At 61.6% G+C, this 25,144-nt stretch carries 23 protein-coding genes; 20 read left to right on the top strand and 3 right to left on the bottom strand.

The features are described from left to right. Positions 1 to 357 precede the first annotated feature (357 nt). The 4 genes from LK12_RS05790 (at position 358) to LK12_RS05775 (ending at position 5,075) form a co-directional block, all read left to right on the top strand. Positions 358 to 909: a M23 family metallopeptidase gene (locus tag LK12_RS05790; protein ID WP_156135414.1), complete on the top strand. Its 552-nt coding sequence runs from the start codon at positions 358 to 360 to the stop codon at positions 907 to 909. 358 nt (positions 910 to 1,267) lie between these two features. Next, positions 1,268 to 2,827 (top strand): NAD(P)/FAD-dependent oxidoreductase, encoded by a 1,560-nt coding sequence (locus LK12_RS05785; RefSeq protein WP_039280654.1) that lies wholly within the window; start codon positions 1,268 to 1,270, stop codon positions 2,825 to 2,827. A gap of 2 nt (positions 2,828 to 2,829) precedes the next feature. Next, entirely contained in the window at positions 2,830 to 3,270 is a 441-nt protein-coding gene (locus LK12_RS05780) for a GtrA family protein (protein ID WP_052223211.1), read from the top strand. Continuing rightward, entirely contained in the window at positions 3,228 to 5,075 is a 1,848-nt protein-coding gene (locus LK12_RS05775) for a hypothetical protein (protein ID WP_231568259.1), read from the top strand. The genes LK12_RS05780 and LK12_RS05775 overlap by 43 nt, the downstream gene beginning before the upstream one ends. A gap of 3 nt (positions 5,076 to 5,078) precedes the next feature. Here LK12_RS05775 and LK12_RS05770 read toward each other — a convergent pair whose 3' ends face one another. Continuing rightward, entirely contained in the window at positions 5,079 to 5,780 is a 702-nt protein-coding gene (locus tag LK12_RS05770) for a hypothetical protein (protein WP_052223210.1), read from the bottom strand. Between the two features lie 380 nt (positions 5,781 to 6,160). On the opposite strand from LK12_RS05770, the gene LK12_RS25325 reads away from it, so the two are divergent. The 14 genes from LK12_RS25325 to LK12_RS05700 all read left to right on the top strand — a co-directional run bounded on the left by LK12_RS25325 (position 6,161) and on the right by LK12_RS05700 (position 20,199). Then, a complete protein-coding gene (locus LK12_RS25325; RefSeq protein WP_331454126.1) occupies positions 6,161 to 6,514 on the top strand; it encodes a Flp family type IVb pilin in 354 nt (117 codons plus the stop codon). Between the two features lie 146 nt (positions 6,515 to 6,660). Continuing rightward, entirely contained in the window at positions 6,661 to 7,557 is an 897-nt protein-coding gene (cpaB, locus tag LK12_RS05760) for a Flp pilus assembly protein CpaB (RefSeq protein ID WP_052223209.1), read from the top strand. Next, the gene (locus tag LK12_RS05755; protein ID WP_039280649.1) at positions 7,544 to 8,959 is read left to right on the top strand and encodes a type II and III secretion system protein family protein; all 1,416 of its coding nucleotides are present in this window, start codon (positions 7,544 to 7,546) and stop codon (positions 8,957 to 8,959) included. Before cpaB ends, LK12_RS05755 begins: the two co-directional genes overlap by 14 nt. Further along, on the top strand, positions 8,949 to 9,236 hold the full coding sequence (locus tag LK12_RS05750) for a hypothetical protein (RefSeq protein WP_052223208.1): 288 nt from the start codon (positions 8,949 to 8,951) through the stop codon (positions 9,234 to 9,236). The genes LK12_RS05755 and LK12_RS05750 overlap by 11 nt, the downstream gene beginning before the upstream one ends. Before the next feature lie 21 nt (positions 9,237 to 9,257). Beyond that, positions 9,258 to 10,889 carry a pilus assembly protein TadG-related protein gene (locus LK12_RS05745; RefSeq protein WP_039280645.1) on the top strand — a complete coding sequence of 544 codons (1,632 nt, stop codon included), beginning with the start codon at positions 9,258 to 9,260 and terminating at the stop codon, positions 10,887 to 10,889. Then, complete coding sequence (locus LK12_RS05740) at positions 10,889 to 11,386, top strand: TadE/TadG family type IV pilus assembly protein (protein ID WP_197063479.1); 498 nt, start codon at positions 10,889 to 10,891, stop codon at positions 11,384 to 11,386. The genes LK12_RS05745 and LK12_RS05740 overlap by 1 nt, the downstream gene beginning before the upstream one ends. 3 nt (positions 11,387 to 11,389) lie before the next feature. Then, positions 11,390 to 12,031 (top strand): TadE/TadG family type IV pilus assembly protein, encoded by a 642-nt coding sequence (locus LK12_RS05735; protein ID WP_039280643.1) that lies wholly within the window; start codon positions 11,390 to 11,392, stop codon positions 12,029 to 12,031. A gap of 2 nt (positions 12,032 to 12,033) precedes the next feature. After that, on the top strand, positions 12,034 to 13,245 hold the full coding sequence (locus LK12_RS05730) for an AAA family ATPase (protein ID WP_052223206.1): 1,212 nt from the start codon (positions 12,034 to 12,036) through the stop codon (positions 13,243 to 13,245). After that, the gene (locus LK12_RS05725) at positions 13,245 to 14,639 is read left to right on the top strand and encodes a CpaF family protein (RefSeq protein WP_039281524.1); all 1,395 of its coding nucleotides are present in this window, start codon (positions 13,245 to 13,247) and stop codon (positions 14,637 to 14,639) included. Before LK12_RS05730 ends, LK12_RS05725 begins: the two co-directional genes overlap by 1 nt. A gap of 4 nt (positions 14,640 to 14,643) precedes the next feature. Beyond that, a complete protein-coding gene (locus LK12_RS05720) occupies positions 14,644 to 15,648 on the top strand; it encodes a type II secretion system F family protein (protein WP_039280640.1) in 1,005 nt (334 codons plus the stop codon). A 1-nt stretch (position 15,649) separates the two neighbouring features. After that, complete coding sequence (locus LK12_RS05715) at positions 15,650 to 16,618, top strand: type II secretion system F family protein (RefSeq protein ID WP_039280639.1); 969 nt, start codon at positions 15,650 to 15,652, stop codon at positions 16,616 to 16,618. A 4-nt stretch (positions 16,619 to 16,622) separates the two neighbouring features. After that, complete coding sequence (locus tag LK12_RS05710) at positions 16,623 to 17,918, top strand: tetratricopeptide repeat protein (protein WP_039280638.1); 1,296 nt, start codon at positions 16,623 to 16,625, stop codon at positions 17,916 to 17,918. Positions 17,919 to 17,931: 13 nt separating this feature from the next. Beyond that, positions 17,932 to 18,408 carry an A24 family peptidase gene (locus LK12_RS05705; protein WP_052223205.1) on the top strand — a complete coding sequence of 159 codons (477 nt, stop codon included), beginning with the start codon at positions 17,932 to 17,934 and terminating at the stop codon, positions 18,406 to 18,408. 240 nt (positions 18,409 to 18,648) lie between these two features. Beyond that, positions 18,649 to 20,199: a bifunctional aminoglycoside phosphotransferase/ATP-binding protein gene (locus LK12_RS05700; protein ID WP_231568257.1), complete on the top strand. Its 1,551-nt coding sequence runs from the start codon at positions 18,649 to 18,651 to the stop codon at positions 20,197 to 20,199. A 19-nt stretch (positions 20,200 to 20,218) separates the two neighbouring features. On the opposite strand, the gene LK12_RS05695 is transcribed toward LK12_RS05700, so the two are convergent. Beyond that, positions 20,219 to 21,400, bottom strand: coding sequence for a glycosyltransferase (locus LK12_RS05695; protein ID WP_039280635.1), 1,182 nt, complete (start codon positions 21,398 to 21,400; stop codon positions 20,219 to 20,221). Positions 21,401 to 21,612: 212 nt separating this feature from the next. Between LK12_RS05695 and LK12_RS05690 the strand changes: the two genes are divergently transcribed. Both LK12_RS05690 and LK12_RS05685 read left to right on the top strand, forming a co-directional pair. After that, positions 21,613 to 22,581 (top strand): MlaA family lipoprotein, encoded by a 969-nt coding sequence (locus LK12_RS05690; RefSeq protein WP_197063478.1) that lies wholly within the window; start codon positions 21,613 to 21,615, stop codon positions 22,579 to 22,581. A gap of 83 nt (positions 22,582 to 22,664) precedes the next feature. Next, entirely contained in the window at positions 22,665 to 23,810 is a 1,146-nt protein-coding gene (locus tag LK12_RS05685) for a glycosyltransferase family 4 protein (RefSeq protein WP_039281513.1), read from the top strand. A 22-nt stretch (positions 23,811 to 23,832) separates the two neighbouring features. On the opposite strand, the gene LK12_RS05680 is transcribed toward LK12_RS05685, so the two are convergent. After that, positions 23,833 to 24,885, bottom strand: coding sequence for an endonuclease/exonuclease/phosphatase family protein (locus tag LK12_RS05680; protein ID WP_039280633.1), 1,053 nt, complete (start codon positions 24,883 to 24,885; stop codon positions 23,833 to 23,835). Positions 24,886 to 25,144 lie beyond the last annotated feature (259 nt).

The following is a 25,144-nucleotide window of genomic DNA, read 5'->3' as shown; positions in this document are numbered from 1 at the left end:
GAAATCACACGCGCGAATGCCGGAAGGCGGGCGGTATGGCCGGCCGCGGCCAACTCTTTCTTCTTCCGTGGTACGACCGAATAAGCCAATCTGATACTGTTTATCGCTACAATCTCAGCCAATTTATCTCTATGACGTTATTGAGTGGTTGGGGTATTGGCTGTGCGAAAGGTCTCAAGGTTACTCACGTCTGGCGCTCTATGCTTGATCGTAGAGCTTGGCTGTGCAGTTGCGCCCGCATGGAGCGCAGAAGCAGGCGCCGCATCCGCAAGCGGAATTGATGCGTCCGTTCAAGCGCATGGCGGCGAGACGCCGACCCCGGCCCTGCCGTTGGACGGGCAGGTTGACGGCGGCAGCATGGCCCCCGCGCATGTGTTCATCGAAAAGCCGACAGGATCGGTAACTGTGGGGCCGTCCGGGGTCCTGGGCGGTGCCTGGCGTTACCCGGACAGGACGAACGACCAGGGGACCTTCGTCGAAGTCAGATTTTCTGCGGTGCCCGTTTATCACGGCAGCGGGAATGCGGTGCTTCCTCAGGGAATGCCCGTGTCTTCCGCCCGCATATCCAGTGCCTTCGGCAAGCGTGAACATCCGATTCTTGGTGGGGTGAGACAGCATGCAGGTGTCGATCTGGCTGTGCCCACGGGCACGCCTGTTGCGGCGACGAGCGAAGGAACGGTCACCTTTGCGGGATGGTCGGGCGGGTACGGCCTGCTGGTGAAGGTGAAGCAGCCGAAGGGCCTGGAAACGCGCTTTGCCCATCTGTCCCGGACGGCCGTCACCGTCGGCCAGCAGGTCAAGCGCGGAGAAATTATCGGTTTTGCCGGCTCGACCGGTCGCTCCACAGGACCGCACGTGCACTACGAGGTTCGGCTCAACGGCCGCCCGCTAAATCCTCTCGCGCGCTAGCCTCGCGTATTTGCCCTGAAGGTGTAGTGGCGCCCATATCAATCCGGTCGGCATTGCCAGCGGTCATGTCAGTCCTGTTGAAATTTGAATTTTGACAGGTGCCTGACGGATCGATCGTCGTTGCTTCGCTCGCTCTCGCATCCCATGAGTCGGGCTATCCCTCGGATCGCGAGAAGTCCGTGACGGACATCGGCTTGGTCTTTTCCGGGAAGGCTGAACCCGTCATTTCAGCCCAATTGGCAGATATTATCAAAGTCACGGAAGGCTGAACCATTTTAGGTCACAGCCAAACAGTCGTTTGTTTCGATAGTTTATTATGTAACAATCATTCCGGGCAACCAACGGGAGGCCGTCCGGAATGCAAGAATTGGATGTTGATGTCGCGATCATCGGCGCCGGTCCTGCTGGTCTTACGGCAGGGTACTTGCTTTCGAAGCAAGGTAAGCGTGTCGCGATCATTGAAAAGGATGAGACCTACGTCGGCGGCATCAGCCGCACCGTCGAGCACGACGGCTATCGCTTCGACATCGGCGGCCACCGCTTCTTCTCCAAAAGCCAGCAAGTCGTGGACTTGTGGAACGAGATACTTCCCGACGATTTCATCCAGCGCCCGCGGATGAGCCGCATCTATTACGAGGGCAAGTTCTATTCGTACCCATTGCGCGCATTCGAGGCGCTTTGGAACCTCGGCCTGTGGCGATCGGCCATGTGCATGGCCAGCTTTGCCAAGGCCAAGGCATTTCGGCGCAAGAGTGTGAAAAGCTTCGAAGACTGGACGACCAACCAGTTTGGCTGGAAGTTGTATTCGATCTTTTTCAAGACCTACACCGAGAAGGTCTGGGGAATGCCCTGCGACGAGATGAGCGCGGATTGGGCGGCCCAACGCATCAAGGGACTGTCATTGTGGGGAGCGGTGATGGACGGGATCAAGCGTAGCCTTGGCCTGAACCGGAAGCCGAACGATGGACAGGCCGTAAAGACCTTGCTCGAGACATTCCGCTATCCGCGGCTTGGTCCGGGCATGATGTGGGAAGCGGCTCGCGACAAGATCGAGGCCGCCGGCTCCCGCGTATTGATGGGGTATTCCCTCGAAAAACTGGTGTCGTATCGCCGCGGCGGCTGGCATGTGATTGCCGATGGCAAGCATGGGCCGTTGAAGATCACTGCAGGCAACGTCATCAGTTCGGCGCCGATGCGCGAACTTGTCGAGCGCATCGAGCCGAGGCCCGCAACCAACCTTGCCGCCACCCAGTTGAAGTATCGCGACTTCCTTACCGTGGCCCTCAAGATTCGTTCGAAGGACCTTTTTCCAGACAACTGGATCTACATCCATGACAGCAAGGTACAGGTCGGACGAATCCAGAATTTTCGGTCGTGGTCTCCCGAGATGGTGCCGGATGGCGATGTCGCCTGCGTAGGGCTTGAATACTTCTGCTTCGAAGGCGACGGTCTGTGGTCGTCGAACGACGAGGATCTGGTGGAACTGGCAAAGCGGGAAATGCAGATCCTGGGGTTGTGCAATCCCGCGCAGGTAGAGGGCGGCGTTGTCGTGAGGCAGGAAAAAGCCTATCCGGTCTACGACGAAGCTTACGCACAGAATGTCGCAACTGTTCGTGACGAGCTGGAAACGCGCTTCCCCACGCTGCATCTGGTCGGGCGCAATGGCATGCACCGCTACAACAACCAGGATCACGCGATGATGACGGCCATGCTGACAGTCGAGAACATTCTCGCCGGCAAGCGGGTCTATGATACCTGGTGTGTAAATGAGGACGCCGAGTATCATGAGGCGGGCGACGAAGGGGCCGACGCCGACCTGACAGCCCGCAACGTCAGCTCGGACCAGGCCGCAGCACTCACTTCGGTGCGCGGCGTTCCCGAACGCTTGCGGCAATACGAGATCAACGAGGCAGCCTGATCATGGCACTGGAGCAGGTCCGCAGAGCCGCGTTTGACGATCTTGCCCTGCGTGGCCAGCGGTCCCGGCTCATGCGGTATTTAGGCGCAAGCGTCCTTGCGCTGGGTGCCGATTTGGGCTCATTCCTGCTTCTTCTCGCAGCAGGGATATTCGCTGCCCCCGCATCGGCGCTGAGTTACGCTTTCGGCATATTCGTCCATTGGCTGATCTCAAGCCGGGCTGTCTTTCAGGATACCGTGGCGAGTGGCGGCTCCGCAAGGCTGCGGCAGCAGGTACTGTTCGTCCTTTCCGCCGTGGCCGGATTGACTCTGACGACTTTCGTCGTGGGCGCAGGCGCGTATACGGGCTTTGATCCCCGCATTGCCAAGCTCCTGGCCATCGTCGCCAGTTTCATGCTGACATGGGGTCTGCGCAGCCGGATCGTGTTTCGAAGCGGAAACTGATGCAGGCCGATGGCGACGCACCTGTCGTTGGTGCCCGGTTTCAAGAGATCGCGTGGCCCTGGTTGGGTCGGATCAGGTTATGGCACGTATGGCTAGGCTGGGCGGCGCTGGCCGTCGCCTATCACTACAAGGGCCTTTGGGGGCTCGAACTGTCAGGACCGGATGACTGGATGCGCTTCCTGGAAGTGCGCGATTTCCTGGCAGGTCAGAACTGGTTCGATGTTCGTCAATACCGGATGAATCCGCCGGTTGGGGCCGATCTGCAGTGGTCCCGATTGGTGGACCTGCCGGTCGCCTTCTTCATCGTGGCTTTCGAGCCGCTTTTCGGTCGCGGCGTTGCCGAACGTATCGCTGTTTTCGGGGTGCCCTTACTCGAACTTGCGATCGCGATGTTCATCATGGAGCGCTTGCTGAAAAGGTTGGGGGTTGTCCCAGTGCTCCGTACGGCCAGCGTTGCGTTGCTTCCCCTATATCACATGCTGGCTTTCAACTTGTTTCCCGGCCGCATTGACCATCATGGCTGGCAGGCTGTCTGCATTCTCAGCGCAACGTATTTCCTAGTGCAATTTCAATCGCGACGCGCCGCTTTCATCGCAGGCGCCATAGCAGCGTTATCGCTCACCATTTCGCTGGAAGGCTTGCCCATCGTTGCTGCCATGGCGGCAACGTTGGGTCTGGCTTTCGCGTTCTGGGGCGTGGGCGGCCTTGCTCCATTTCTGACAGGCTTGGCCGGTTCGGTCGCTTTGTTGTTTCTGACGGCAAGGGCCCCGGGGAATTATCTCGAAGTATACTGCGATGCCGTTTCATGGCCGCATATTGCCGCCTTCGCAGGTTCGGCCGCCATTGCCTGGGCAGTGCAGGGATTTGCAGCGAAGTTCAGGCCGGTCTCGCGCCTTGCCTGTCTGTCCGCCTTGCCTCTGTTCGCCGTTCCGCTCGTTCTGGGCGGCCTTGGTGCCTGCGCGGTCGACCCGTTCGCACAGCTCGATCCGGTTGTATGGAAATTCTGGTACCTTCGCGTGAGGGAGGGTTTGCCGATTTACATGCAGCCCGTTCCCGAGCAGATCGTTCTAGTTGGGAATGGACTTTTGATGATTGCGGGCGCTTGGTTCGGTGTACGCCCGATCGAAAACGAAAATCTCCGCAAAAGCTGGATATTGCTTTTTGCTGTCGGCCTGGCTTGCTGGGTCCTTTCGTTGAATGTCATGCGATCCGGCATATTCGTGCAAATCTTGATGGTCCCTTTTCTTGCGTTGCTCGCAGCTGTCTTATTGCCTCGCGCTCGCGCCATAACAAATCCCATTAAGCGCATCTTGTTAACAATCATCGGAGTGTTGATTGTCTTGCCACTAACGCCTCCACTGGCAGGAGACGTTTGGGCAAACGTGACTGGCGACGATCGTGACTCTGCAGACGTGAACTCCGATTTTGCCGGAGACCAAGAATGCGATTTGCGGAAACTCAATCGGTTGGAACCCGGCCACCTTTTTGCGTCATTGAATATCGGGCCGCCAATTCTGGGCATGACTCGTCACACCGTCGTGGCTTCGAACTATCATCGTAATGGGAACAAGATACGCGATGTATTGGACGTGTTCGGCGGAGACCCTGGGTATGCTCGAAGGCTGGTGATAGCCAATCATGCGGACTATCTGGTCTTTTGTGATGATTACCGCGGCGCGAGGACGCCCCTGTCGCATTGGCCCGATAGTCTGATTGCGCAATTGCAGACGGGGCGAGTTCCGAACTGGCTAGAGCCCGTGACCGCGATCTGGGATTCCCATCTGCGTGTCTACAAGGTGCGTTGAAACTTAGGCGAGGGCCGAGCGCCGACGATAGGTAACTTGCACTCTCCGCGATAGCAGGAGATAGGGCAGCCACACCGCGACGCTGATCAGTACTTTCTTGATATTGCCCTGCAGGATGTCGCTGACTGCTGCCGCAACGTCAGCCGGCAGATGAGGACTGGCGGAAACGGCATTGGCAATGACGAACTGCATGGTGATGTCGATTCCCCAGACAACTGCAAGCATGCCGGGGAAGAGCGGAATGGTGCGCAAGGCCAACACAAAGCACACCGTATACAGGAAGCTCATCAGGCATACGTCGAAAGCCATGACATGAAAAAGTGTCGTTCCCCAGGCTGGGGCGTTGCTGTTCATCGCTGGAACCGAGAGCAGGAATTCAAACGCCCGAAACGGGACGTTCAGCAGAATTCCGACGAGCAGGGAGGCCATGAACCCATAAGGGCCGTAATTTGCCCCCGATTTTCCGGAATAACGCTCCGATGACGTGATCGGAGCGGCGGCTGTGCCGTCCTTGCATTGCAGGTCGCGACCAAACCTGTGCATTGCAAAGCGGTATCCCATGATCGGTGCGATCGCGATACAGGCGTAGGGCAGAACGATTTCGGCCAGATCGCCAAGATCGCGGACCGGAGTGATCGGGAAAAGCATCCTAGGAAGCGATGCAAGCGCGATCAGAGCGATCCAACCGAGGATCACACCTTCCATGCGACTCAGGAAAAACCGAACGACGACTCGCGTCTTTATCTCAAATCCTCGCAAGTAGTCCGCCAATCGAGATTGGGCGGTCGAGAACAGACCGGAAGTCCTAGCAGCCCTTGTCATGTGTGCACTTTCACTCATTTCCAACAGCAACTTAACATATGGAAACGCATGTTCGCCTGGCAGGTTCCCCGCGATAACTGCGAGATTTCAATATGTTAATTTGAGCAGTATAACTAAAGTTATCCCCTGCCCCTGAGCAAGAAAACTATGTGTTTATTAGCTAGTGGGGCAAAGAACGTCCTAGACTGGAACGGTAAAGATACGCTTAAAATTCCGCGTTGACGCTGAGAGTTAGCTAACGCAATATTGCAGCGTTCTCTTTGATGGCGACTTTGTCAGGAGTACCGGAAGTCGGGTTTCGTCGATGTTTCGACCCGATTCCAAGCCGCGGTCAGGGGGGCGAAGGTGAGCCGGAAATAGAGGCCGGAACCTTGGATAAGTTCATGCCCGGCAAGCGTATCGCCGGGCGCGATCAAACGGGGAATTTCAACATGACCAAGTTTTTCAAGAAGTTCGCTCAGGACGAGTCGGGCGCCTCGGCGGCCGAATATGCCATCATTCTCGTCGTCGTCGGCCTTGCCATTGTTGTGGGCGCTCAGACTCTGTCCGACTCGATTTCCGGCGCGATGACCAACACTGCAGGGTGCATCGACAACCCCAGCAACTCAACCTGCTGACAATACATTCTCGGCCCCGCTTGTACAGCAATGTACCGGCGGGGCCTCTATTTCTGATTAAATTAGCTGCTTGCGTTAAGTATTTGTAGATGGTGGTGAGGGTTTATTAGGCGTGCGTTGGGGGCATTTATAAAAATGGGGGCGGTATGCCAGGCAGAAACCTGATCATTCTGGGCGTAGCGGCGCTCTTGGGATTAATCGCTATCTTCTTGGTGAATTCCTGGTTCTCAGGCGTCGAAAAACAGCAGGAAAAAGTCGCTGAAGTTCATGGCCTCACTAAGGTCGTGGTAGCGCGTCAGCCGCTGCAGTTCGGCAGCAAGGTTACCGCCGAAAGCCTGAGGCTTGTGAACTGGCCGCGCGATTCCGTTCCCAACGGCGCCTTCGACAACGTCGACAAACTCGCGGCCGGCAACCACGTCGCCCTGCGCAGTATCGCCGTCGGCGAGCCTGTCCTTTCCGACCGCGTCTCCGGCGTCAATGGCCGCGCCACGATTTCGGCCAACATTCCCAAGGAACTGCGCGCCGTCTCCATCCCGATTACAGCCGTGACGGGTGTCAGCGGCTTCGTGACATCGGGCGACGTCGTCGACATCATGCTGACTCGCCAGATGCCCGGCCAGGACAACGGCCAACAGGGCAAGGTGACGAGCGTTCTGCTGGAGAACGTCCGGGTCATCGGCATCAACCAGCGGGCAAACGAAAACGCTACCGAACCGCTAGTAGGCGATACGGCGACGGTGCTTGTCGACCAGTATGGCGCACAGCGCCTTGTCCTGGCCCAGCAGACCGGCACGCTAAGTCTCGCGTTGCGCAACGTCGAGGATCAGGTCGTCGGCGCGACCCGTGCGGTAACCGTGCGGGACCTTGGTGGATCAGCTCCGCGCTTCGTCGCGAGGTCGCCACGGCGCGCAACGGCACGAGTGCGGACACGGCCGCGGATTGTCGCTTCGAAAACCCGGTCAACGCCGTCGGCGCCGACCATGACCGTGGTGCGCGGAACGAACCCCGCCGAATACGAGGTGAAGCACTATGCCGGTTGGTAAACCCACGCGCTCGGCGATGATCGCCGCAGCCCTGCTGAGTGTTTCGCTAAGCGCCGCGCCCGCGTCCGCGCAGATGGATTCGATCCATGCCGGCATTCTCGATGTCCCGCTCAACAAGAGCCAGGTGGTCACGGCAGACCGACCCATTGCCCGCGCGATGGTCGGCAACGCCGAGATCGCCGATGTCATGCCGCTTACCGACCGATCGATTTACGTGCTCGGCAAGTCCATGGGCACGACCAGCCTCACCCTATACGATTCCGGTGGCCGCGTCCTGAGCGTCATGGATGTCGCGATCGGTCCCGATGTGCGGTCGTTCGAAGCGCAGGTATCCCGGCTCATTCCGGGACAGAGCATCGATGCAACGATTTCCGGCGATTCCATGGTCCTCACCGGGCTCGTGACCGATCCCGGTGCGGTCGACAAGGCGATGCGCCTGGCGAAGACCTATGCCGGCGAGAAGGTCGTCAATATGCTCAGTGTGGGCAGTAGTCAGCAGGTCATGCTGGAAGTCCGGTTTGCCGAAGTGAAACGCTCGGTGGGCGAGGATATCGGCGTCAGCAGCTTTTCCGCCAGCAATGGCGGTACGTTCGGCTCTGCCATCGGGAGAGGGGCGCAGCTGACGCCTGATGCGGATACGGGCGAAGGCATTCTGGGGCTCACCGCAATCACCAATTCCTTTGGCGTGTTTCGCAAGAGCTTCAGCATTGGCGACCTCAACATCGACGCCGTGCTCGATGCCATGGAAACCAAGGGGTTTGCAAAAACACTGGCCGAACCGACCCTCGTGGCGCTTTCCGGCGAAAAGGCGTCCTTCCTGGCAGGCGGCGAGTTTCCTGTCCCGGTAGCGCAGAGCGGCAATGCGGGAAGCGGCAACGGGGCCCAGGCATTGACCGTCGAGTTCAAGCCCTTCGGCGTCAGCCTGGGCTTCACGCCGACCGTCCTGGCCGATCGGACGATCAACCTGCGGGTAGAGCCTGAGGTCAGTTCGATCGATCCCGCGGCCTCCGTCACGCTCAACGGGATTACCATTCCGGGGGTCCAGACCCGGCGCGCCAGCACGGTTCTGGAACTGCGCGACGGTGAAAGCTTCGCGATCGCCGGCCTTTTGCAGCAGGACTTCAAGACCAACGTCAGCCAGCTGCCGCTGCTCGGCAATCTTCCGATCCTGGGCGCACTGTTCCGGTCGACCGAGTTCCAGAAGGGCGAGACGGAACTGCTTATCGTCGTCACGCCGCATCTGGTTGCGCCGATCAAGCCGGAACAGGTGAAGCTGCCAACGGACCGCGTCGAAGACCCGACAGCTGCGGGAACGGTTCTGCTCGGCGAATCCTACGATCCGAAGCCGATGGCACCGGCAACGCAGCCGGCACAGAGCACGGGGGACGGCTATGAATACTGAACGTATCGGCAAAATGGTGATCGGTGCGGTCGCCATTGTCGGCCTTTCCGGCTGCGAACATTCCATCATGGAAGAACCCGGCGATGCCGCCTTCGGAGAAGCCAACCGCCAGACGATGATGGCACAGATCATCGATCCCGATCCCCAGTTCGACGGCCCCGCCGAGAGCAGCGGCGTCCAGGCGCAAAGGGCACTGGAAAAGTACACGTCCGGCTCGGTCGAAAAGCCGGAGCGCGTTAGTACTCAGAGTTCCACGTCGGGAAGTGGATCCAACTGATGGAGATGGCTGCGAGGAGTCATGGCTAGGAGCGGTCTGAACGGATTCTGGCATAACCAGACCGGCGCGACGGCAGCGCTCTATGCGCTGGCGCTTCCCGCTCTGGTCGCGGTTGCCGGGGTCGCATACGACTACTCCCGCCTTGCCGGCCTCGACAGCGAAATGCAGAACGCCGCGGATCAGGCCGCCCTGGCCGCGGTTACGCAGCTTGACGGCAAATCGGGGGCCTGCTCCAGAGCGGCCTCGGCGGCAAATGCCCTGGTTACCAATCAGGCGATCATGGCGAATGATGGCCTGGGGCTGACTATCTCGGTAGCAAACGAGTCGGCCTGCGATGCAACGGGCGCGGTGCGTTTCTGGCAGAATCGGGACGGAACCACTGCAGCGACGAGCGATGCCAACGCAAACTACGTCGAGATCGTCTTCGATACGGACGAGAACGCCAATGGCCGCACGGCGAACTATGCCTTCACGCCGGTAACCGGGCTGCTCTACGGCGACATTGGCGCCCGTGCTTTGGCGGGCATCGGGTCTTCGGTCTGCAAGGTGCCGCCCATCATGATCTGCAGTCCCGATCCCACCACGCCGTTCAACGCCGCCAGCCGCGTTGGCGAAGGGATCATCGCGACGGGGCACAGCACGGGCAATAATACCGGCCAGCCCGGAAGTGGTTCGAATACCACGTGGGCGCCGGGCGACTTTGGCTTTCTCCAAGTCAGTGAATCGGCAGATACGACAAATCGCAATGCAGCGCTGCTGCAGTCGCTCGCGTATTCGAACCCGCCGATCGATTGTACTCCGGTTGGAAACAACAAGGTCAGCACAGGAAATCCCCAGGGACTTTATGCTGCGATAAACACGCGGTTCGACATTTATGATTTTCCGTCGAACAGTGGCGGCGGCAATGTCTTGTCAAGCTGTCGGAACTCGAACTGCCCTCCTTCGAGCAACGTCGTGAAAGATGTCATTCGTAGCGGCAGTGGTGCCAACATTTGCAAGCTTGCAAATGGTGGACCCAATGGCTGGAAGTTGCCCGCCGCAGGCCGTGAATTCAAACCGGTTCCTCTGGCGTCTGCCGCTGACGGGGTGAACGGCTATTACGATGACAATGGCGTAATAGATGCCATGGGGCTGCCAAGGGACCTTTGCCATTATACGTCATTCAATGGCACCGGTTCATGCAGTGAGGGAAGAATTGGCGACGGCGCATGGGCCAAGAAAGATTATTTCTTGAAAAATCATGGCCTAACCTCTCCTCCTGCAGGGATATCCACGCGCTATCAGACGTATCTGTGGGAATTGGGAAAGCTCACGGACGGTGGTGGCGGCACTGGTTCAATTCCCACTCCCACCAACCAGAACGGTTCGCCCGTGTGCTGGGGCGGTTCCGCCAGTGTACCGGACGTGAGCCGCAGGGTTCTGACGATCGCCGTCGTCAGCAATTGCTCGTCGCTCACGGGCTCTTCGCAACCCGTCACGATCGACGAATGGGTCGACGTTTTCCTGGTCGAGCCTTCCGTCGATTCAGCCGAGCGCCATAATGCCTATTCGAATGCCATCTACTTCGAGGTTATCGGCCCCTCGCAGATTGCGGGCAACGGTGCTTACGGTAGCCAGAATGTGCGGCGTGACGTGCCGTACCTGATCAAATGATGCGCCGGATTCCCGCCTTTCATGCCGATCGGCAGGGCACGGCTTCCGCCGAATTCGTGCTGATGCTGCCTTTGCTCGTGGTGATGTTGTTCGCCATGTTCGAGGGCGGGTATTTCCTGTATTGCCAGCACATCGTGACGAAGGCCGTGCGTGACGGAGCGCGTTTCGCGGCGCGTGCCAACTTTTCCAATTATACCAATTGCGGTGCGGGAACCGTAAGCGCCACGGTCGTGAGCCACGTCCAGGAACTGACCAGAACCGGCACATTGTCGGGAGGTACCGCTCGCCTGCCCGGATGGGTCAATTCCGATGTAACCGTCACCTGTGCGTATAATGCCTCTTTCAAGGACGGTATCTACAAACTGGAAACGTCCGGCGCACCGACCGTGACGGTTTCGGCAAGCGTTAAATACAAGCCGCTGTTCGGCGTGCTCGGGGGGCATTCCGCTAACTTGCATCTCAACGCCAGCGCGCACGCCGCCGTGATGGGGATCTGAGCGATGCTGCGTCGACTCCGCCATGAAACCCAGGGTTCCACTGCGGCAGAGTTTGCGCTGATCCTGCCCATCTTCCTGCTGTTCCTGCTCGGGATCATGGATGCCGGGCGCTACGCCTGGGCCTTCAACCGGGCGGAGAAAGCCACCCAGATCGGCGCGCGCTGGGCCGTTGCCACGCAGATCATCCCCGGGGGGACCTCGTCGACCGGCCTGCTCAATTACAGTTTCGCGGTGAGCGGCGGCGTGCCGCAGGGAACGGTGGTCGACCAGACCAAGTTTCCGGGCGTTTCCTGCCAGCAGAGCGGCACAGATCTGACTACCGTCGCGTGTACCTGCAAAGGCACCTGCGGTTTCACCTATCAGATCGACGCGGACGCCCAGACCGCCTGGAACAATCTCGTTGCGCGGATGCAGGATATCTATCCGGATATTACCGGGGCAAACATCAGTATTGATTATGACTGGTCTGGCCTCGGCTTTGCCGGCGATCCCCATGGAGCGGACGTGGCGCCCCTTGTCACAGTGAGCCTGCGCAACGTGACCTTTCAACCAATGACTCTCTACATCTTCCAGCAGCCCATCCCGGTTCCTTCCGCCAGCTATACGCTGACGATGGAAGACGGCCAGGGGGCGGCGTCGAACTAGGTATGAATATGGGCAAGGAAGACAATTTCTCGACCTTCGGAAAGGACATCGATTTGCGGATCCCCGCAGGTTTGACCATCGTTGGTTCGAAATTACGGCTCGAGGAACTGAAGCAGAATGCTCTTTTCGGCCTGGTGGATGATGCGCGACTGATTGAATTGGCGGCCGATGCCCCAGTGCCGGACGACATCGTGTCGGAAGCCGGCGTAATGGTCATCGAAACGGATTTTGCATCCCAGGCGTCCATGGACCGGGCCCTTGCGGTGCGGACGAGGCGGCCGGAACTTCCGCAGGTCCTTGCTCTCGCCGATGCCAATCTTGCCGTGATCAAGACTCTGCTCAAGCAGGGCATCAGCGACGTCGTATCCTTGCCGTTCGATCCCGAAGAAGTGCTTCAGGCTGCGCTTGGATCCGGTTCGCCGCAGCGCCGGTCGGGCGATCGCAGGGCTACGAAGGCACCGGTAATAGCGGTCGTAAGGGCTGTTGCCGGCAATGGGGCGACAAGCGTCGCCACCCATCTCGCCCGCGAATTCGGACGCCACTCCCGGGAAGGGAAGCCGGCCTGTCTTTTCGATCTGGACATCCAGTACGGGGCTGTCGGTGACGTGTTGGGACTTTCGCCACGGCAGGATCTGGGGGACCTTCTGGCCGATCCCGATCGCCTCGACGGGGACCTTGTCCGGTCGGTCGCAGTGCGTCATTCCAATGCCCTCAGCGTCATCGCTGCGCCGAAGGACATCTTGCCGTTCGAGCAAATCGATGCCGACGACCTGCTCAAGGCGATCGAGTATGCCCGGCGGGAATATTCGTGCGTCGTTCTGGATCTGCCCTCCAACTGGACGAGCTGGAACCTTTCGACCGTCGTTTCGGCCGATCATGTGATCATGGTCGTCGAGCTGTCCGTCGCCAGCCTGCGTCAGGCCAAGCGGCGCCTCGAGCTGTTTTCTTCGGCCGGCGTGAAAAACGAACACATCTCGATCGTGGTCAACCGGCTCGAGAAGCGTCTGTTCAAGACGATCGATCTCGATGACGTCGACCGCACGCTGCGCAGACGGGTCCTGGGTGGGATCCACATGGACAAGGATGTCCTGCCGCTGGCCCAGGACCAGGGCAAGTTTGCGGATGAAGTGCACAGGAAAAGCGTCTTCGCAAGAGACGTGACCGCAGTGGCGCAAGAACTTGCCGAACTGCTGGAGGCGGAGAAAGCCCAATGATCTGGAATGTACGCCGGCGCGAGGAGATCGTCGAACCGCCCCCGCCGCAGCAAGGGGAAGTGACGCCGCCGGCAGCCGCGCCAGCGCCGGACGCCCAACAGAAGGCGGCAAATTCGCAGGTCGACAAGTTCCTGCGCCTCAAGATGGCGATACACCGCAAGCTGCTCGATCGCATCAACCTGACGATGCTCGAGAAGATGTCCCGGGCACAGATCGAAGAGGAAGCCGGAGACGTCGTGCTTGCGCTTCTCGCGGAAGAAGACGCGGCTCTCAATGCCAAGGAACGCACCCGGCTGGTCACCGAAGTTCTCAACGAATTGCTGGGGCTTGGTCCGCTCGAGCCCCTGCTTGCCGATGAAACCATCACCGATATCCTGGTCAACGGATACGAGACCGTCTTTGTCGAACGGTATGGCCTGCTTGAGAAAGTGCCGACCAGGTTTCAGGACGAGCGTCACCTGCTGAGGATCATACAGAAGATCGTCAGCGCCGTCGGCAGGCGGGTCGACGAATCCTCCCCCTTTGTCGACGCGCGTCTAGCCGATGGCTCGCGCGTCAACGCGATCGTCGCACCGCTGGCGATCGACGGTTCGCTCCTTTCCATCCGCAAGTTCTCGAAATCACCGATCAGCATGGAGCGTCTGATCGAGCTGGGCAGCATGCCGGCCGAAGCCGCCGAAGTTCTCTCGGCCGTGGTGAAGAGCCGTCGCAACGTCCTTATTTCAGGCGGTACGGGCTCGGGCAAGACGACGCTGCTGAACGCGCTGTCTTCATTCATCGACGGGCGTGAGCGCATCGTGACGATCGAGGACTCGGCCGAATTGCGGCTGCAGCAGGAGCATGTGGCCCGCCTGGAGACCCGCCCGCCCAATATCGAGGGCAAAGGCGAGGTGAGCCAGCGCGATCTCGTCAAGAACGCGCTGCGCATGCGCCCCGATCGCATCATCGTCGGCGAGGTCCGGGCCGGCGAAGCTTTCGACATGCTGCAGGCGATGAACACCGGTCATGACGGGTCCATGACCACGGTTCACGCCAATACACCGCGTGACGCGCTGTCCCGCATCGAGCAGATGATCGGCATGAGCGGCATCGACATTCCGGCCAAGTCGGCCAAGGCGCAGATCGCCTCGGCCATCCAGATCGTGATCCAGATCGGACGCATGGCCGACGGCCGCAGAAAGCTCCTCAGCCTCTCGGAAATTACCGGCATGGAAGGGGAGACCATCACCATGCAGGAAATCTTCCGCTTCAAGCGCGAGGGCCGGGCGGAAAGCGGCGATGTGCTGGGGCACTTCGAAGCCACCGGCATCCGGCCGAAGTTCCTTCTGCAAGCCCACGAAGCCGGTATCGACCTGCGCGCCGAACTGTTCCGGCCCAGCGTGAAGTTGTCATAGCGCCATGGCCGAAGCCCAACTCATACGCGTCCTCATACTTCTCGCGATATTCGGATCGGTGTTCCTGTTCGTGCAAATCGTTCTGCGGACGATCATGGACAGGCGCCAGCATACCCAGGCGGTCAACAAGCGCCTGCGCATGATTGCGAGCGGCGCCGAGCGTGAAGATGTGGTCGCGAGACTGCTGAAAAACGATCCGACTTTCGCTGCCGGAGGTGCCGGTCCTGTTGCCAAGGCTCTCCGTCATCTGCGCAGAAGGCTTCTGATGGCCGCCGTTCCGTTCGGGCCGAACGAGATGCTGCTGGGTATGGCCGGGCTTTTCGCGCTGTTCGGCCTGGGCGCTTCGCTTCTGGCTATCAGCTATGCCATTCCGCTGACCTTCGGGGTGGTACAACTCATTGTTGCGGTTGCGGCTGCGGCTGCTGTCGGCATTCCGCTGATGGTCGTCAGCTATATCGCGCAACGTCGACGCAAGAAGATGCAGGCGCAGTTTCCCGTGTCCCTGGACATCTTCGTTCGCGCTCTCAAGGCCGGGCATCCGGTCGCCTCCGCGATCGAACTCCTGACCCGCGAAATGGAAGATCCGATCGGCAGCGAATTCGGCCTGATCAGCGACGAGGTGTCCTATGGCGCGGATCTCACCGAAGCGCTTGATGCGATGGCCGAACGCTGGGATCTCGATGACATTCGCATGTTCGTTGTGTCGCTTTCGGTCCAGAATGAAACCGGCGGCAATCTCGCCGAAATCCTAGAGAACCTGGCCGATGTCATCCGCGAACGTGCCAGTCTGTTTCTGAAGGTCCGTGCCTTGAGTTCGGAAGGCCGCATGACCGGCTGGATGCTGACGGCGCTGCCGATTCTGACCTTCGTCATCCTCTTCGTGACAAATCCGAAATGGTACTTCGACGTGGCGCTGGATCCAATCTTCTACATCGGTTTCCCCGTCCTCATCGGCTTGTTCCTTGTCGGGGTGATATGGATCCGCAAGCTCGTGGACCTGAAAGTCTGATATGCTCGAACTCGTTGCAACGAACGACACGATCCGCATCCTGCTTCTGGCAGCAATCTTCGTCGCGGTGATGTTCGTCGGGCTCCAGGTGGCGAACTTCGCCAACCGGCGGGCGGAAATCCGGACCGAACTGGACCGGCTGTCGGGCGACGGACAAACCGGCGTGCGCCAACATCTCATCGCCCGCAAGGACACCGCCTGGGCCAAACTTGCCGATACAATCGAGAAGGCAGGTCTCAGCCTCGAGGACAGTCAGGGCGACAAGCTTCGCATGAAGCTTAGGGCCGCAGGCTACGATGCCCCCTCTGCGCCGCGGATATTCACGCTGGCGCGCTTGGCCATGATATTTGCCTTGCCGCTTGGCTATATCCTGCTGGTCTACATCCCGGGCAAACCGATGAGCGATCTCAAGCTCTACGCGTATATCGGGATCCTTGCGCTCGTCGGCCTCTATTTCCCGAATCTCTACGTCACGGCCAAGGCCGATCGCCGGCGCGAGGAGATCGTCAATGGTTTCCCGGATGCACTGGATCTTCTGCTGGTTTGCGTCGAGGCAGGACTGGGGCTGGAGGCGGCTCTCGATCGGGTGGCGCGCGAAATGGTGCTCTCGCATCCGTTGGTCTCGTCGGTTCTCTCCAACGCCACGCTGCTGATGCGCGCAGGCGCCGAGCGAGAATCCGCACTGAGGCAGATGGGCGAACAAAGCGGCGTGGAAGAAATCCGCAGCTTCGCGACGCTCTTGATCCAGTCCGACAAGCTGGGAACCAGCGTTTCAGCCACTCTGCGGGTCTACGCTGCCGAGATGCGCGAAAAGCGCAGGATGCGTGCCGAGGAAAAGGCACACCGCCTGCCGGTGCTGATTTCGATACCGCTCGTGGTCTGCATGTTGCCGACCGTCGTCGGGGTCCTGATGCTGCCCGGAATCATCAACGCGATACGTCAATTGTTGCCGGCATTGAATGGGGGATGACGTTATGAGCAAGCGCCTGAATACATCGTGTATTGCCGTGAGCCTGCTGGCGCTGGGCGGCTGCCAGTCAATGGCCGGCCATTCCGAATTCACGCGAACGGAAGCCGCTTCTCCCCAGGAGCGGGAAGAAGTCTACGCCCTCGCCGCCCTCTACCAGGCGCGTATCCTGATTGGGCAAGGTAACCTCGCCGCGGCTGCGCAGATCCTGCGCACGGCACAGCGCTTTCCGAAAACCCAGGCAGAAGCGAGCAACGGGCTGGGCGTGGTTTATGCCCGAATGAAGCGATACGATCTTGCCGACAGATACTTCCGGCAGGCGGCCGTGCTGGAGCCGAGAAATCCGAAGTACGCTGCCAACCTCGCGCATCTCCAGGGCGACGTCCGGATGGCTGCGCAATCGCGTTCGCAGCCGACGCCGACGCCGAGGCTACCGGATCGAAGGGCGCAAACCGCGACCAAGGTTGCGGAGGTCGCGGCCGAGTACGCCGTTCAGCAGATGAGCGAGAAGGTCGCTGTTCAGAGAATAAACGAGAAGGCGGTGGTTACGCATGTACCTGAAATCGCCCTTCAGCAGGCGCCGAGCAATCGGCCCACGGTTGCCGCGGCACCATCCGTTCCGGCAGCACCTGAGGTCAAGGTCACCGAACCCGTTGACGCCAACCCGGATTCGGCCGCCGCGCGTTCGCTCGATCGTGCACGCAAGGAATTGACCGCCGGTAATCTGGCAGCTGCCGCCCGCCTGTTCCGGCTTGCGCAGCGCGATGCGGAGACGTTGGCAGATGCCAGCAATGGGCTCGGTATCGTTTACGCCCGGCTTGGACGCCACGATCTTGCCGACCGATACATGCGCATGGCCGCTGCCCTCGAGCCTGCCAATCCACGCTTCGCGGCCAATTTGCAGCGGCTCAATGCGGAAGCGATGCTCGCAAAGAACGAAGGGTCCATGCTCGCCTCGCGCGACGCGGCCGGCACGGCTGCGGTAACCGGCGGTGGCGGACGGATCGACTTACCGAAGCCCGCGTTCGGTTTGGCGCCGGCCAAGGTAGTCGCCGCCGACACCGACAATGTTCTGAGAGCTCCCGACTCAGCTTCGGTGAACATACGCACGTCCGGCACCAGCGCGGGGGCAACATGTGCTGACGGCGGCGTTCATCGCATTTCCGATAGCGTGAGTTGCCTCAACGTCGTTTCTGCGCCGGCACCGGCCCCGACCATGGAAGTGATCCGGGTGAGTGCGGAACCTGCCCCTCACGGCGAAGGGAAGCCGCTTCCGGTCGTCCAGTACAACGGCAAGGCCTGAAGGATAGCACTTGATGTCCTCTTCGGTGATATCGGCCGCCCTTGCGCTGGCGTGCGCGACGGTCGTGGTCGTCGCTGCAATTAGCGATGCGCGCTCCCGGCGCATTCCCAACGCCTTGTGTCTGATCCTTGCCGCTTTCGCTTTGGGTGTCGCATTCACGGCGAACGACCTGTCCGGGGGTTTCGGCAACGTCCTGCACGGGATCCTGGCCCTGATCGCCGGCATGGGGCTGTTCGCCCTCGGCGTGATCGGAGGCGGAGATGCCAAGCTTTATAGCGCCGCCGCTCTCGCGATACCCTTGTCCGAGTGGTACGTTCTTCTCGGCTGGACTTCTCTCGTGGGTCTTGTCCTGCTTCTGGTCATGATGGCGCTACGACGCAGCGTCGCCGTTCGCAAGGAGGGCAAGAGCGCGTTTTCCGTGCCCTATGGCGTGGCCATCGCCGGCGGTTTCGTCATCACCATCTTCTCGTCGGTGGATGTCGGATTGTGACGAAGGCCCCTGATATTCGCGCTGGCTAGTCTGGCGTACTTTCGATCGACAAGCTTTCGAATTGCGACCCGCCAACGGCACAGCCAGCCCGCGCAGGCTGGACTGCATCCACGCTTGTTCGCCAATGGAGGGCTGGCCCGCATGCCCGTGTCTGGCGGCAAATAAGGTACAAACACGCGAAGACGTCTCGCCGCTTGCTGGCCGCGCCGCTATCCGGGGGCAAGAAGGAGAATCGACTACGTGGCCGACTGCGACGATCAGGAGGAGACGATCGCTTTCCTGTGCAGGGCGGAAACCTACGGCGTTCCGGGCCCCATAGAGCGAATCGATACCCATGCCGCCATCGTGTTCCTGGCCGGCGACCATGCCTTCAAGCTCAAGCGCGCGGTGCGGTATCCCTATCTCGACTTCTCGACGGCAGCGAAACGCAAGGCGGTCTGCGAGGCGGAACTGGCGCTCAATCGCAGGACGGCGCCGGACCTGTATCTTGCCGTGCAACCGGTGGGCCGGATGCCGGACGGCAGCCTGGCCCTGGATGCGGGTGAGCCGCTCGATTGGGTGGTGGTCATGCGCCGCTTTGCGCCGGAATGTCTGCTCGACACCATGGCGCGAAAGGCCCCGCTCGAACCCCGCCTGCTCCGCGATCTCGCCGACGAGATAGCGCAGTTCCACGCGGAGGCAGAGATCGTGCGCTGTTCGGGAGGCGACCGGGCGCGCGCGGTGATCGAGGGCAATCGGGCCAGCATGGAGGCTCTGGAAAAGGGCCAGTTGCCAGCCGCGGACTGTGATCGGCTCTACGCGACGAGCATGGACCAGCTCGAAGCCTTGTCGCCCTTGCTCGACCGGCGCGGGCAAGCCGGCCATGTAAGACGCTGCCACGGCGATCTCCATCTCGCCAATATCTGCCTGTGGCGGGGGCGGCCGACCTTGTTCGACTGCCTGGAGTTCGATCCCGAACTCGCCATCACGGACGTGCTCTACGATCTCGCATTCCTGCTCATGGATCTCTGGCAGCGCGGCCTGCACCGCGAAGCGTCGCTGGCCTTCAACCGCTATTGCGACATGCGCGGAGAGAGCGACGGCCTCGCGAGCCTGCCCCTGTTCCTCTCCATGCGCGCGGCGGTGCGGGCACACGTGAATGCCAGCGCGGCGCAGCGGCAGGAAAGGGTAGAGGAATCCGAAGCGAAGATCCGGGATGCACAGGCCTATCTCGGATCAGCACTGTCGTTTCTGGAACGATCGACACCGCGGCTGATCGCCGTCGGCGGTCTGAGCGGAACCGGCAAGTCGACGCTGGCTGGGCGACTGGCGCCGTACGCAGGCGCTGCGCCGGGCGCCCGCTGGCTGCGCAGCGACGTCCTGCGCAAGCGGCTCGCCGGGGTCATGCCGGAGGAACAACTCCCCCCCGGCGCCTACACGCGGGACCAGAGCGACGCGGTCTACCGCAAGCTGTGCGACGAGGCGCGTATCGCCCTGGAAGCCGGTATCGACGTGATCGTCGATGCCGTTTTCGCCGATCCTGCAGAGCGGGCGGCGATTGCCGATGTCGCGGCAGATTGCGGCGTGGCCTTCACCGGGCTGTGGCTTGAAGCTGCGCCGGCAACCATGCGCTCGCGGGTCGGGACGCGCAGCGGAGACGCCTCGGATGCGGACGCGGCCGTGGTCGATCGTCAGCTTGGCTATGCGCTCGGAGACCTGGGCCAATGGCTTCGTCTCGACGCCAACGGAACGCCGCAGGAAACCTTCGCAGCCGGTCGCGGACTGATCGACAGCCCTGGACGAAGCGCGTGACGGACCCGCCTGACCCAGCTCAGCAATCGCTGCCACGCACTGCCGGGATCAGCGACCCGGCATCCTCGGCCCTGGCCTCTGCCTGCAGCGCCCGCATCGCGGCAACATAGGCGCGGGCCGCGATTTCGACAGTGAACCTTTCGGCAAAGACCCGCGCGCTCTGATCGGGAAACCGGAGCAGATCCGCACCGTTCATCGCCGCCGCCAGCGCCGTATCATCTCCGACCGGGACGAGCTGCCCGCGTATACCGCCGCCGAGAAGCGCCTGCATGCTGGCCGCGCAATCGGTGGCAAGCACCGGCAACCCGGCTGCGATCGCCTCGATCACGACGGCCGGCACACCCTCGTAGTCCGAGGAGAGGACGAACACGTCCGCTTCCCGGAAATAGGGATCGGGATCGACGGCATGGCCGGTCAGGAAGACCCGGCCGTGCAGCGACAGCGACCCGACCAGAGCTTCCAGCTTCCCGCGTTCCGGGCCCTCGCCGACTATCGTGAGGGTATCTTGGCGATTTGATCCACGGGCAAAGGCGGTGACCAGCAGAGGAAGGTTCTTCTGGCGGGCGAGACGGCCCACGGCGAGAAACCGCAGCCCGCGCTCCGAGCGGTCGGGCCCGGTACGGGGAATCGACAGCAGCGCGGCATAGCGCGTCGCGGTCAGTGCCGGATCGTGAATGGTCGTCACCCGGTTTGCGGCGACGCCCAGCGTATCCACAATCTCGGCACGCATCGGTTCGGCAAGGGCAACGAAGTGATCGAGCAGCAATCCCTGGACCCTGAGCCAGAGATAGTAGAGATGGCGATACCCAGGCGGAAGGTCTCGCCGAAGCAAGTCGTTGCTGATCTTGACCACGACCGGCGGGCAGCGCCTGCGCAGCAGCAGGCGCATCGTCACGCAGACCACGGCATATGTGTTTCCCGCGCAGAATATGACGTCCGTCTCTTCGCACAGGAGGTGACGCAGGAGGCACCACATCATCCACAGGGTCTCGAAAGGTGCAGTGGAGAACCGGGTCGGCACGCTCCGGTAGTCGAGGTCTGCCGGGGCGCGGGAACGGTCCGCGCCTTGGTCCCTGCCGAGCACGACACGCACGTGATGCCCGGCCGCGTGCCAGCTTCGGGCGAGATTGAGAGCCACTCTCTCTACGCCGCCGGGTTCGAAACTGTGGATGGGGATTGCGATGCGCAAGGGTTCGGGCATGCCGGCTAGACGCCCCCGCGAGCGGGTGTCCGCACCTGACCGCGGCAATCTTTTCAATGATTTCTTGCACGGCCACCCCAGCCACGGTCCGAAGGCGGAGAATATTCGGGCGCATGCTGCGGAAGTATTCCACCGGCGGCGTCGTGACGGGGCAGGGACAAAAACAGCGCGGTGATCCCTGCCCGGTAGATCGGCCACCAGGGGAGTATTCTTTGTCGTTATCCGTCCTCGTCGCGCCAATGCTGGTGGCGGCTGCGCCTTCGGTCCTGGCCGTGCCGTCCACGGCTGCTGCCTCTCAAGCTCTCATCGCCCCGGAAACCAATACAGCGGACGCGGCGTCGGCGGATGCCGCAGCGCCCGACGGCCGCGTTCCCGCGGCACCGTCCGACGGCGGCCAGCAGAAAGCCACATCTGCCGGTCCGGCCGATCGTGAGCAGGAAATCGTCGTGACCGGTCGCCTGCCGTCTCCGGACGATCCGGTGGAGCAATTCAATGTCACCTCCTACGAGGCGGTCCAGGCCGTCGATACGGCCCTGATCGAACCGGTCACGAAAGCCTATACGCTCACCGTGCCCGAACCGGTGCGCGATGGCCTGCACAACGTCCTCGACAATCTCGACGAGCCGATCGTCTTCATCAACTTCCTGCTGCAATTGAAGCCGGGCAAGGCGATCGAGACGCTCGGGCGCTTCGCGATCAATTCGACACTCGGCGTAGGAGGGCTGTTCGACGTTGCCAAGAAAAAGCCCTTCAATCTGCCGCGGCGTTCCAACGGCCTCGCCGACACCCTGGGCTTTTACGGGGTCGGGCCCGGCCCCTATCTGTTCCTGCCGGTAATCGGCTCTACCACGGTTCGCGACCTGCTCGCACGCCCGTTCGACCTTCTGATCCTGCCCACCCTCGCCCCCAGGCCTTTCGCCGATCCCAAGGTAGCGCTTGCCAAGGGCGTGCTCAGCGCCCTCGACGAACGCGAGCACAACGACGACAAGCTGGACCGCATCCACTCGGCCGAAGATCCCTACGTCGTTCAGCGCGAGGAGTACCTCGCCCGGCGGCGTGCCGAGATCGACGTGCTCAAGGGCAAGCGCAGAAGCATCTACGATCCGCCCTATTACGTGCTGCCCGGAAAGCCCGGCGACAGTGCAAGGACGCCGGACACCGCCGGCACCGAACAGCCGTGATCCCGGCTGTGACGCCCGATGCGGCAGCGGCCGTTTCGCCCGAAGGCGATCCCGGTTTCGACGGGCCTTCGGCCAATCCCGACCTGTCGGCCCTGCGCATTGCCTTTGTCAGCGGCAACTACAATTGCCTGCGGGACGGCGCCAATCGCGCCCAGAACATGCTGGTGCGCTTCCTCCTCGATCATGGCGCGGCCGTTCGCGTCTATTCGCCGACCTCCCAAAACCCCGCTTTCACGCCTGTCGGCGACCTGGTCAGCATTCCGTCCCGGCCGCTGCCGTTCGGGCGCAAGGAGTACCGCCTGGCGTGGCGTCTGCCGCGGACGGTTCGACAGGACATTGCTGCCTTCTCCCCCAATCTGTTCCACATTTCACTGCCGCTTCTTCATGGCCGCAGCGCCCTGAAGCTGGCGCGACGCATGGGGGTGCCTGCCATCGGCGCCATGCATACGCGTTTCGAGACCTATCCGCGCTACTACGGGCTGGGCCTGTTCGAACGACCGCTGCTGGCCATACTGCGCCGCTTCTACCGGGGCTGCGACCATGTCGTGGCGCCGTGCGAATCGGCAGCGCGCACCATGGAGCAGCAGGGCATGGGGACGGATGTCGGCATCTGGACGAGAGGCGTCGACACCGAGCTGTTCGCCCCGACGCGCCGTGACGAGGTCTGGCGTCACGCTCAGGGATTCCGGAACGGGACACCGGTGATCGCCTTCCTGGGCAGGCTCGTTCTGGAAAAGGGCCTTGCGGATTTCTCCGCCGCCATCGCCCGGTTGCGCGCCGAGGGAGCGGACTTTCGCGTGCTGGTCATCGGCGACGGCCCGGCGAGGGCGGATTTCGAACGGGACCTGCGCGATGCCGTGTTCGTCGGCTTCCAGCATGGCGCAGACCTCGCGCGAGCGATCGCGGGCGCCGACATCCTTCTCAATCCATCCTCGACGGAAGCCTTCGGCAATGTCTCGCTCGAAGCGATGGCTTGCGGTCTCCCGGTGGTGGCCGCCGATGCGACGGGAAACAGCAACCTCGTCATCGACGGCCTGACCGGTGCGCTGGTGTCCCCCGGCGACGTGGAGGGCTACGTCGACGCACTGCGGCGCTATCTGGCACAGCCCTCCCTGCGCAAGGCCCATGCCTTCAACGCGCATGCGCGCAGCAAGGTCTTTTCATGGGAGCGGGCAAGTGCGGGGATCGCCCGTGTCTACCTGGAAGCCCTGGGCAGCGCGCGGCGCTAGGACATCCGGCCGCGCTTCTGTTTCAATTCGCTCGGGCGGAGTCCGATATCCGGTAGGTCGCGACGAAGCCCAGGTGGTCGGAAAGATCGAAGCCGCCCTCGGCGATGCCGAAGGGAACTTCGACATCGCGCAATTCAAGCTGCGATGCCTTGCCGGCACGGAAATACTCCTTGTCCTTGGCCCGGTCGGCCACGGCAACGAAGTCCGCATCGCGTGCGGCCCCGGCTGGATCAACCTTGGACTGCACTGCAATCGCTTCCTGTCCGCCGGGCAGAAAGCCTCCATTGCGAATAGCATCGGCGCGGCGGACGGGGTCATGCCCGATGTTGAAATCCCCGCCGAAAATGGCGATATCGTCCGGTCCGACCTGTTGTGCGACGAAGCGCCGGACGGCATCGGCCTGCCAGGCGTAGGCGGCGTTGGCACGCCCGACCGAGACCCCTGAGGCATGGCGCGAATTGAGGTGCGTGTCGATCACGACGACGGGCTTTGCCGCGCCGGGTACGGCGACCCTCGCCAGTAGAACGCCCTTCGCGGCAAGGCAGTCGAACCCCGCGCAGGCGTCCTGGGGGAACGCCGCGCGCCTCGTGTCGACGATCGGGTAGTCGGACAGGATCACGAGGCCGCTACCCACCCACTTGCCTTCGCCCTCACCCCTCGACCAGCGCGCGTTCCGGCGAAATTGCCGATCCAGCGTGGCGGTCGGCATCGGGGAGGCGTCTTCCGGACGCGGCCCCACGGCAACGTAGGGATAACCGGCCCGTGCGCCGATAGCCTTGGCTTCGGCAACGAAGGCTTCCTGCAGCAGGACGATATGCGGCTGATGACCACTACGGCGCAGGGCGCGCAGGCGATGGCCGATTTCGGTCAGGGCCGTGGACCGGCCGAAGGCTGCGGGCATGGGCAGGCCCTTGACGTTCCAGGTCATCACCGAAAGCGCCGGTCGAGCCTTGCCGGCATCGGCGCGGACATCGGCGGCGACGTGCGAAACCACCGCAGCGGGCGCGCCTCTCGGCACGTAGGCGATCAGGGTCAAAATGGCCGCGGCCGCGGCGACCGGTCGAAGCAACTTCATCGGGGGGCATTTCCGTCTTGTTCTGCCCTACCGACGACACCGCCCGGCGTATTCCACAGTCGCCCTCGTGCGCTGGCCCGCATGACGCGATACGCCCCGTCTGCCTACGTCGTACCCGGGCGATGCTTTATTAACCGATACTTGAATGTCGCAGGATCAGACTCTCGTCTCAGTCAGCGATGGCGAGCAACCCCAAGTCCAGCCCTGTATCGGCCTGCTTCGTCGCCTCCTGGGACGGCAATGCAAAAAATTAACCAAA

Source organism: Novosphingobium malaysiense, assembly GCF_000802225.1.
GTDB classification, from domain to species: Bacteria; Pseudomonadota; Alphaproteobacteria; order Sphingomonadales; family Sphingomonadaceae; genus Novosphingobium; species Novosphingobium malaysiense.
The sequence above is the reverse complement of the archived record's forward strand: the minus strand, read 5'-3'. Positions and strand labels throughout refer to the sequence as shown.

Excerpts from the sequence above, each read along its gene's own strand:
- LK12_RS05775 (WP_231568259.1), top strand. The coding sequence starts at position 3,228 with ATGGGGTCTGCGCAGCCGGATCGTGTTTCGAAGCGGAAACTGATGCAG.
- LK12_RS05770 (WP_052223210.1), bottom strand. The coding sequence starts at position 5,780 with ATGGAAGGTGTGATCCTCGGTTGGATCGCTCTGATCGCGCTTGCATCG.
- LK12_RS05720 (WP_039280640.1), top strand. The coding sequence starts at position 14,644 with ATGGCCGAAGCCCAACTCATACGCGTCCTCATACTTCTCGCGATATTC.
- cpaB (WP_052223209.1), top strand. The coding sequence starts at position 6,661 with ATGCCAGGCAGAAACCTGATCATTCTGGGCGTAGCGGCGCTCTTGGGA.
- LK12_RS05715 (WP_039280639.1), top strand. The coding sequence starts at position 15,650 with ATGCTCGAACTCGTTGCAACGAACGACACGATCCGCATCCTGCTTCTG.
- LK12_RS05735 (WP_039280643.1), top strand. The coding sequence starts at position 11,390 with ATGCTGCGTCGACTCCGCCATGAAACCCAGGGTTCCACTGCGGCAGAG.
- LK12_RS05785 (WP_039280654.1), top strand. The coding sequence starts at position 1,268 with ATGCAAGAATTGGATGTTGATGTCGCGATCATCGGCGCCGGTCCTGCT.
- LK12_RS05745 (WP_039280645.1), top strand. The coding sequence starts at position 9,258 with ATGGCTAGGAGCGGTCTGAACGGATTCTGGCATAACCAGACCGGCGCG.
- LK12_RS05705 (WP_052223205.1), top strand. The coding sequence starts at position 17,932 with ATGTCCTCTTCGGTGATATCGGCCGCCCTTGCGCTGGCGTGCGCGACG.
- LK12_RS05790 (WP_156135414.1), top strand. The coding sequence starts at position 358 with ATGGCCCCCGCGCATGTGTTCATCGAAAAGCCGACAGGATCGGTAACT.
- LK12_RS05740 (WP_197063479.1), top strand. The coding sequence starts at position 10,889 with ATGCGCCGGATTCCCGCCTTTCATGCCGATCGGCAGGGCACGGCTTCC.
- LK12_RS05755 (WP_039280649.1), top strand. The coding sequence starts at position 7,544 with ATGCCGGTTGGTAAACCCACGCGCTCGGCGATGATCGCCGCAGCCCTG.
- LK12_RS05780 (WP_052223211.1), top strand. The coding sequence starts at position 2,830 with ATGGCACTGGAGCAGGTCCGCAGAGCCGCGTTTGACGATCTTGCCCTG.
- LK12_RS05695 (WP_039280635.1), bottom strand. The coding sequence starts at position 21,400 with ATGCCCGAACCCTTGCGCATCGCAATCCCCATCCACAGTTTCGAACCC.
- LK12_RS05680 (WP_039280633.1), bottom strand. The coding sequence starts at position 24,885 with ATGAAGTTGCTTCGACCGGTCGCCGCGGCCGCGGCCATTTTGACCCTG.
- LK12_RS05750 (WP_052223208.1), top strand. The coding sequence starts at position 8,949 with ATGAATACTGAACGTATCGGCAAAATGGTGATCGGTGCGGTCGCCATT.
- LK12_RS05710 (WP_039280638.1), top strand. The coding sequence starts at position 16,623 with ATGAGCAAGCGCCTGAATACATCGTGTATTGCCGTGAGCCTGCTGGCG.
- LK12_RS05730 (WP_052223206.1), top strand. The coding sequence starts at position 12,034 with ATGAATATGGGCAAGGAAGACAATTTCTCGACCTTCGGAAAGGACATC.
- LK12_RS25325 (WP_331454126.1), top strand. The coding sequence starts at position 6,161 with ATGGCGACTTTGTCAGGAGTACCGGAAGTCGGGTTTCGTCGATGTTTC.